The following is an 8419-nucleotide window of genomic DNA, read 5'->3' on the forward strand; positions in this document are numbered from 1 at the left end:
ACAATATTACTACAGAAGGTCATTGTAGTGGTCATCTGTGCAGTGTCGGTTACTAGGGCATATACGGTAGCGGTATTACTCGTATAAGCAGTAGGAGTTGCAATGGCAGGAGTACCAGCTTCCGCGGAAGCGAGTGAAGAAAACCACTCCACCGTATGCATTGTAGGGTCTAAGCCGCCTAAAATATTAGCTTCTTGCGTGCTTAAATCAAATAGCTGAAGCCCATCGGTATCGTCATCACACAAGGCGTATGGAAGCGCATCTTGGTTGGGCATCGGGGTGTTGAGCACACGCAGGGTAAGCGGTGTGGTGCTATAGCAACCGGCATCGTTAAAGACACGAGCATACACAATTTGCTCAAAAGGCTCATTGTTGATATACATCATAGCATCAAGCTCCTGACCTACTGGTGCATTATCTGCATCTGCCTGGGTGAGGTAATAGGCTACGGTAAGGGTTGGGTCACCACCGGTGATTTCGGCATCTCTAGAGGAGAGCACGAAGAAGTCAAAAACTCCGTCGTTATCATCATCACACTCCTCATAATCTGCAGGTGTTACGGGTACCGGCACTGGGAAGCTACGCACAGTAAGGTTTACCGTTGCATAACAAGCCGTGGTATTATCGGTCACACGAGCCACCACGATCTGAGGGTTGGTGGTCATTGTAAACATTGTTTTGTCTGGAATACTTGCATCACCAGCATCGGCCCCAGCCTGGTCTAGGTGATAGGTGATGGTAAGGTTTGCATCAAAACCACCCGTGATCTCAATATCTTTTGAAGAGAGGTCTACCGTGGTAAGCCCATCTATCACACCATCATCATCACAAACTTGAAGCTCGGTAGGTGTGGTGAGCACAGGGTTTTGGTTTACAATGAGCTCAAAGTTCATTGCCAGGTTGACAAAATCAAACGTAGTACAACCCGTAGTGGCATTCTCCAGACTGTAATAAATAGTCTGAGGGTTGCTGCTGTTTGAAAAAGCAGTTGTGTTAGCAATAGCATTCATCGCTGTGTAATTTCCTACGTTTTCATAATAAGTAACTATAATATTAGAATCACCGCCCGTAATCTGGGCATCGTTCTCGGTTAGATCAAATTGGGCAGCATTTGCGATAGGTGAACATTCTTCAAGTGAAGAGATGTTGGGTAAAAATGTGGGGTTAGCCTCCACATTGAGTAATACGTGTATCCCTAGACCACGACAGTCGTTTGCGGTATCGCCATCTACACGTACCCAGATGCCTTGCTGTCCATTTGCATCTGTATAGGTGAGGTTATTTGTATAGGCATCAATAGTTGCCGTGATAGGGTTGGTCTCTGTTTCTGCTTCTTGCTGGGTTTCGTAGTAGCTTACAGTAAGCATTTGTCCCGCAGGGAATAAAGCTAGCACTTGTGCTGTAGCATCAGAAAAATCAAATACTGACTGACCATCACTATCTGTATCACACTCAAAATATTCTAATTGAAAAGTATCAGGAATCTCTGAAGTATCTACCTCAAGATCAATCTGAGCCTGACGTGTACATCCATTTACGGTAGAAATAGTAACGCTTACGGATTCGTTGTTTTGTATTTGGTTTGTGTACGCTGTAGGATTAGCTATTGCAGCACCACTAAGGTCATAATATAGAAATGTCTCATTTTCGGAATCACTGCTTAATAACACTTGTGCCTCTGTTAGATTAAAGAACGCAAAGCCATCTTGATCAATATCACACTGACTTAGTGATACAGGAGAGTTTATAACGGGTAAAGGTGCTACAACTATATTAAAAGTAACAATAGCAAAGCAGGCATCGTTTTGAGTGTTTGAAACTCTTGCCGTGATAGGTTGTACTTCTGCGTCAGTATTAATGAATGTGGTGGGTAGAGCATCATTGTTTGCATTTGCATCTCCTGGATTATCGTGATATGTAACAGTAAAAATTGTAGGATCTTGACCATTGAGAATATCATCATCTAGTGTAGATAAGTCAAAGGTAGTAAACTGGTTTGTGTCATCTCCATCTGCACTGTCATCGCACACTATATACGATCCAGGGTCTGTAGCTGTAGCTTGCGGTATAATAGTTAAAGTAATGTCTGTAAAATCTGCGCAGTTATCGTTGCTTACATTATCTATCCTGGCAGTAATAGTTTCTGTGCCGGTAACAGTAAAATTAGTAGGAGTTGTAATTAGATTAGTTTCTGAAGAAGCATCAGTAGGAGTGGGATAGAAGTCTATATTAAATAATGTATCACTTTGAGTTCCTAAAATAATACTGTTAAGGGTTGTTAGGTCAAAGTTTTCTATTCCATCTGCAGAGCTATCATCGCAAATGTTTTGTGTAGGAACTGTATTTGCTGTGGGTTGACTGTCTACTATAAGGTCAATACCTGTAGTGTCAAAACAAATAGCACTAGAGTTACTCTCTATTCTAGCGTAAATGGTTGTGCTTGTTGTGTCATAAGCAGTAGGAGTAACAAAAGGCATTACATTATCAATAGCTTGTTGCTCTGTAGCGTGCCAGCTTACTGTAAAATTTGAAGCGCTTTGAGTACCTAAAATGATACTTTCGGTCAACATTTCTAAGTTGAAAATCGCGGTACCATCATTTGTATTATCATCACATATACGTACTGGTGGAACAGGGTTTGCTATTGCTTCATCTGTAATAGTTACGGTAAAGCTCAGTTCATCTGGACACATATCTGGGTCTGCGGGGTTTTCATCATAAACAAATACAGTGGTTGTTGTGGTGATGGGAGTTGTCCAGTCTATAAGCGCAGCAGTAGGGTCAGATTGTAGAGCTGTGTAATATTGTGGGTTGTTGAGAAAATTTCCCGAAAGGGTAGCAGGGTCAGCGAGTGTAAAAGTTTCACAAGCAGTAAGATCATCTATAACATCAATAGAAGGATTATCTACTAGGGTTATTGTGATATCAACATCTATAGGATCGCAATCGCCCACAGCAACGTAGTTATATATGAGTGAGGGATTAGATATGGGATCTGTAGTAGGGTCAAAAATATCTGTACCACTATCTAAAGGAGGTGTCCAAGTCCCTCCCGTGGGAGGATTACCATCAAAACGCTCCAGAAGATTTATGGGTCCAGCGGCAGTACATATATCTGTATCTGTATCTTCTGGTGTTACAGCAAATCCTGAGTAGTAGCCACCAAATCCTGCACTGTTATTTGCTCCTACTAAACCTATAGCTATAGGGCCATCGGCTACAACAGCTATGTCATCTGTGAGCATAGATATATTAAATGTTTCCCATTCTGTTGTACCTGGATTTGCAAGAGCGGTAGCAGGGTCTAATGTAGTTCCGTTAAGGGTTACTGTATTACCTACTCTAGATGTGATAAATACATTAGCTACGTACTGATCAAATATTGGTGAAACTTCATTTACACTTGGTATAGCATTCACATCGTTTTGAAAGAAGCAACTTAGTGGTGGCACAAATATCATACCTGGAGTGGCATCTGGCACATCCGGAATGGTAGGGTCATTTGCTCCAGCTCTACCTCCTATAAATTGATAAACATAAATGCCTTTACTCTCGCTTGCTTCAATAAACATATTGCGATGTGCAGAGCCATCATCAGGTAAAAATAGATTAGCTTGATTTATAAATATGTAATCACCAGCAGTACCTAAAGTAAAATTTGGCGTAGCCGAACCATTAATATATAAATCTGTATTGTCTTGCGTGATTACTACAAGAACTCGCTCTAGAAGATCATTTCCATTACCTCTTACAAGCATATACTCACTACCTACGAGGTTCTCAGGCACGATTTGATCCATCATTATATCACTACCATTAGCAATATTACTTGTGGGTTCATTACTATTTAAGTTACCTACATTTACAACAATAGGATGTGCGTCATCAGACTGTATAAGTGCACCTATAAATCCTTCGGCATTTGCAGTATTAACTAAACTTGAATATCCAGTAATTGTATAGCTTTCTCCCGCGTTTAGATTAATTACTAGTGGTGAATCCGTAGTTATATTGGGTTCAAAAACAAGATCATTATCGTACTCACTTATAGTAACAACCGTATTGTCTTCTTGGGCCATTATACTTGTAAAGAAACTGTGGTTGCCCGCATTGCTATTTAACTGCGATAAACCTACTCTAAAGCGTGATCCTAATGCGTCAGCTCCCTTTCCAGTTAGATAACCAGAATGATTTCCAGAGGAAGATTGAACCCTTAAGGATGTATAAAATAATTCAGTAGAACTTACAACTATCCCTTTGGTGCTTAAAGCTTGATTAAGTTCTGTATTAGTTATTAGAATATTGGCGCCAATATTAAAAGATGCGGGAGCCCCAGCAGATATGGTTTGTGTCCCTAGTACTGTTCCATTACCTAGGCTTATAGTGATAACTATAGGGTCTGTTGTAGCAGTTGCCGGATTATCATAAGGAGTAGAAAAATATAAATAAGCAGATGTAATATCTTGTCCTCCCACGTCTCTCGCGTGTACAGGCGGTATGTAATGAGTGCTACCCAGTTGTGCAAATACAGGAAGTGTACATAGCGTGAGTACTATAAGTAGGGCGTAGTTTTGAATTTTCATAACCTCTAGTTGGTATAAGGTGTGCCTTAAAAATAGTGATATTTTGACTATCAGGGTACTAGAGTGGAGGTAATTGTCTGCTTTTGGAGGTGTATGGTGTTGTATTACGCTTTCGCGAAAGCGTAAACACTCTTGTAAACTATAGAAGTAAACACCGTAAGTAAATGAGTTTAAAAACAAAAATCCCGCTCTTTTGAGCGGGATTTTATATAAGTGAGATGTATTATTAAATGAGGCTTGCGCCTTACTTTACTTTATTAATTATTGCTTCAAACGCTTCTGGGTGGTTCATAGCAAGGTCTGCAAGCACCTTACGGTTAAGCTCGATTCCATTTGCTTTAACTCCTCCCATAAACTGAGAATAAGACATACCGTGCATACGAGCACCCGCATTAATACGAGTAATCCATAATGAACGGAAATTTCTTTTCTTCTGACGACGGTCTCTGTATGCATAAGACATTGCTTTGTCTACTGCATTCTTTGCAACTGTCCATACGTTTTTACGTCTTCCAAAGTATCCTTTGGCTTGCTTCATCACCTTTTTTCTTCGGGCTCTTTTAGCAACTGAATTTACTGATCTAGGCATAATTTAATGTGTTTTTGTAGCAGGCGACACACACTGTGTGCTCTTGTGTATCTCGCTCTTAAGCGGCGAGACGGCCATACTCCAGGGTTTAAAAATAATTTGTTTTAACCGGTTAAAGTGATTACTTAAGGTTAAGCATCAATTTAACATTGTTCTCATCTGCTTCGTGTACAAGACCGTCGTGCGTCAGAGCTAGCTTGCGCTTCTTAGATTTTTTTGTCAAAATGTGACTCTTAAAAGCGTGCTTTCTTTTGATTTTACCAGTTCCGGTAAGCTTAAAACGCTTCTTAGCACTGGATTTTGTTTTCATTTTAGGCATCTGTTCCTATTTTTTAAATTATCTCACTTATTTTCTTACTAAACCCTCCTTACTCATTGAGTAGGAGGGTTTTTATAATAACTACAGATCTTGCGTTACACTCGAGTCTGTATTGTATTTATTTCTTTTTAGGTGCGATGAACATTGTCATACGCTTTCCTTCTAGTCTTGGGAGTTGCTCTACTTTTCCTAACTCTTCTAGCTCTTGAGCTAGTTTAAGAAGTAGTATTTCTCCTTTGTCTTTATAGATGATAGAACGACCTTTAAAGAAAACATACGCTTTAAGTTTTGCTCCTTCTTTAAGGAACTTCTCTGCGTGTTTCTTTTTAAACTCGTAGTCGTGATCATCTGTGTTAGGACCAAAACGAATCTCCTTGATTATCACTTTTGAGGCTTTTGCCTTCATTATCTTCTCACGCTTCTTTTGCTCGTATACAAACTTTTTATAGTCTATAATCTTACAAACTGGCGGAGCAGCGTTAGGTGATATTTCAACAAGGTCTAGCTCTAGTTCGCTAGCTAGTGCTTGTGCTTTTTGGATAGGGTAAATCCCTACTTCCACATTGTCTCCCACTAGACGTACTTCTTTTGCACGTATCTTTTGGTTGATTTTGTGTTGGTCTTCCTTAATGATCCTTGCAGGACCTCTCGATCTTTTTCTACGTATTGCTATGGCTTTTCTATTTTAAATTAAACTTAATCAAATGTTTTCATTGTCGATGCAATCTCGGTAGATACAATTTTCGCGAAAGCGTCTATAGTCATACTACCTAAATCCTCACCACCGTGTCTTCTTACAGATATTGTGCCATCTTTTTCCTCTTGCTCTCCTATAATAAGCATAAACGGAAGTTTTTGCATCTCTGCTTCCCGTATTTTCTTACCCATAGTCTCGCCTCGGTTATCTATAAGAGCGCGAATTTCGTGATTTTCTAGCAAATTTAATACATTCTGAGCATATTTCTCATATTTCTCACTCAATGTCAGAATTGTAGCTTGCTGTGGCATAAGCCAAAGTGGGAAATTACCACCCGTATGTTCTAATAATATAGCAACAAATCGCTCCATACTGCCAAAAGGGGCGCGGTGTATCATTACCGGCCTGTGCATCTCATTGTCACTGCCTTTATACTGTAATTCAAAACGCTCAGGCAAGTTGTAATCTACCTGTATAGTCCCTAGTTGCCAGCTGCGACCTAAGGCATCTTTTACCATAAAGTCTAGCTTAGGTCCATAAAATGCTGCCTCACCAGTTTCAACAACATAGTTAAGCCCTTTTGCTTTTGCAGCGTTAAGAATGGCACTTTCTGCTTTTACCCAGTTTTCGTCTTCTCCTATATATTTATCTGGATTTTCTGGATCACGTAAAGAGACTTGAGCTGTAAAGTCTTCAAACCCTAGTGAGCCAAAAACATAAAGAACCAAGTCTATTACTTTCATAAACTCTTCATCCAGCTGGTCTGGTGTACAGAATATGTGTGCATCATCTTGAGTAAATCCTCTTACACGCGTAAGACCGTGTAGCTCTCCAGACTGCTCATAGCGATATACGGTTCCAAACTCTGCAAAGCGCTTAGGTAGTTCTTTATAACTCCACGGGCGACTGTTATAGATCTCACAGTGGTGAGGGCAGTTCATAGGTTTGAGTAAAAACTCTTCACCCTCGTTAGGTGTTTGTATAGGTTGAAAACTGTCTGCTCCATACTTTGCATAGTGGCCAGATGTTTCATATAGTTCTTTTTGTCCTATATGTGGTGATACCACCATCTCGTAACCCTGTTTCTTTTGTGCAGCCTTAAGGAAGTTTTCTAAACGTTCACGTAAAGCAGCTCCCTTAGGTAGCCATAAAGGTAAACCTTGACCTACTCGTTGTGAGAAAGTAAATAGTTCTAGTTCTTTCCCTAGTTTTCTGTGGTCACGCTTCTTTGCTTCTTCTAGAAGTTCTAGGTATTGCTTAAGATCTTTTTGTTTTGGGAAAGAAGTTCCATAAACACGAGTAAGTTGTGGTTTGTTTTCATCACCACGCCAGTATGCACCAGCAACACTCATAATCTTTACGGCTTTTATGATACCTGTATTAGGTATATGTCCCCCGCGACATAAATCTGTAAAGTCGTCGTGATCACAAAAAGTGATAGTGCCATCTTCTAGATTTTCAATAAGTTCTACCTTAAACTCATTTCCTTCACCTTTATATTTGTCAAGAGCTTCTTGCTTTGTTACAGATCGCATTTTAAAATCGTGCTTTCCACGAGCAATCTCGAGCATCTTATCTTCTATCTTCTTAAAGTCTTTATCAGAAATAGTTTGATCACCTAGATCAACATCATAATAAAAACCATTTTCTATAGCTGGGCCTATAGTAAGTTTTGCCCCAGGGTATAACTTTAATATAGCTTGAGCAAGCACGTGAGAAGAAGAGTGTCTAAAAGCAGTCTTCCCTTCATCATCATTCCAGGTAAATAAGGTAATCGATCCATCTTCTGTAAGTGGGGTAGAGGTCTCTACGGTCTCCCCATTAAATTTTGCAGAAATAACGTTGCGCGCCAGCCCCTCGCTGATGCTCTTTGCGACATCCATAGGAGTAGCTCCCTTGTCTATCTGTTTTACATTGCCATCTGGCAAAGTGATATTGATCATAGTTCGATTATTTATAAGAAGCAAAGATAGGATGTTCGATGTAGGTTTACAATAACTAGGTAATCTGTTTTACATTATATATAGGACAAAGTTTTTTACGCTTTCGCGAAAGGTGTTTTGTGTTCAATTAATAGTATATCAGCGTTCTATGGTTTTAATAGCTGTTGTAGTTGGGTTTTTGAGAGCGATTTTAGAAATATTTCACATTTTTCTTGTCAGACTTGAACTTCTGTGTATCTTTGCCGTCCGTTTAAATGTGAGCGGTAGTTCTTATAAATGTTTGTTTAA

The 8419-nt window shown here is 39.8% G+C and carries 5 protein-coding genes; all 5 read right to left on the reverse strand.

Translation table 11 applies throughout. The annotated features are described in order from the left end of the window. Positions 1-4583 (reverse strand): IgGFc-binding protein (locus tag Q0948_RS14790; protein WP_298354500.1); only part of this gene is annotated, 4583 nt, incomplete at its 3' end. A gap of 244 nt (positions 4584-4827) precedes the next feature. Next, complete coding sequence (rplT, locus tag Q0948_RS14795; protein WP_021778208.1) at positions 4828-5172, reverse strand: 50S ribosomal protein L20; 345 nt, start codon at positions 5170-5172, stop codon at positions 4828-4830. Positions 5173-5293: 121 nt separating this feature from the next. Beyond that, positions 5294-5491, reverse strand: a complete 198-nt coding sequence (gene rpmI, locus Q0948_RS14800; protein WP_021778209.1) for a 50S ribosomal protein L35 — start codon at positions 5489-5491, stop codon at positions 5294-5296. Positions 5492-5609: 118 nt separating this feature from the next. After that, positions 5610-6122, reverse strand: a complete 513-nt coding sequence (infC, locus tag Q0948_RS14805; protein ID WP_262485475.1) for a translation initiation factor IF-3 — start codon at positions 6120-6122, stop codon at positions 5610-5612. Positions 6123-6187: 65 nt separating this feature from the next. Then, complete coding sequence (thrS, locus tag Q0948_RS14810) at positions 6188-8131, reverse strand: threonine--tRNA ligase (RefSeq protein ID WP_298354507.1); 1944 nt, start codon at positions 8129-8131, stop codon at positions 6188-6190. Between the last annotated feature and the right edge of the window lie 288 nt (positions 8132-8419).

This window comes from uncultured Dokdonia sp. (assembly GCF_947496725.1).
GTDB lineage: Bacteria > Bacteroidota > Bacteroidia > Flavobacteriales > Flavobacteriaceae > Dokdonia.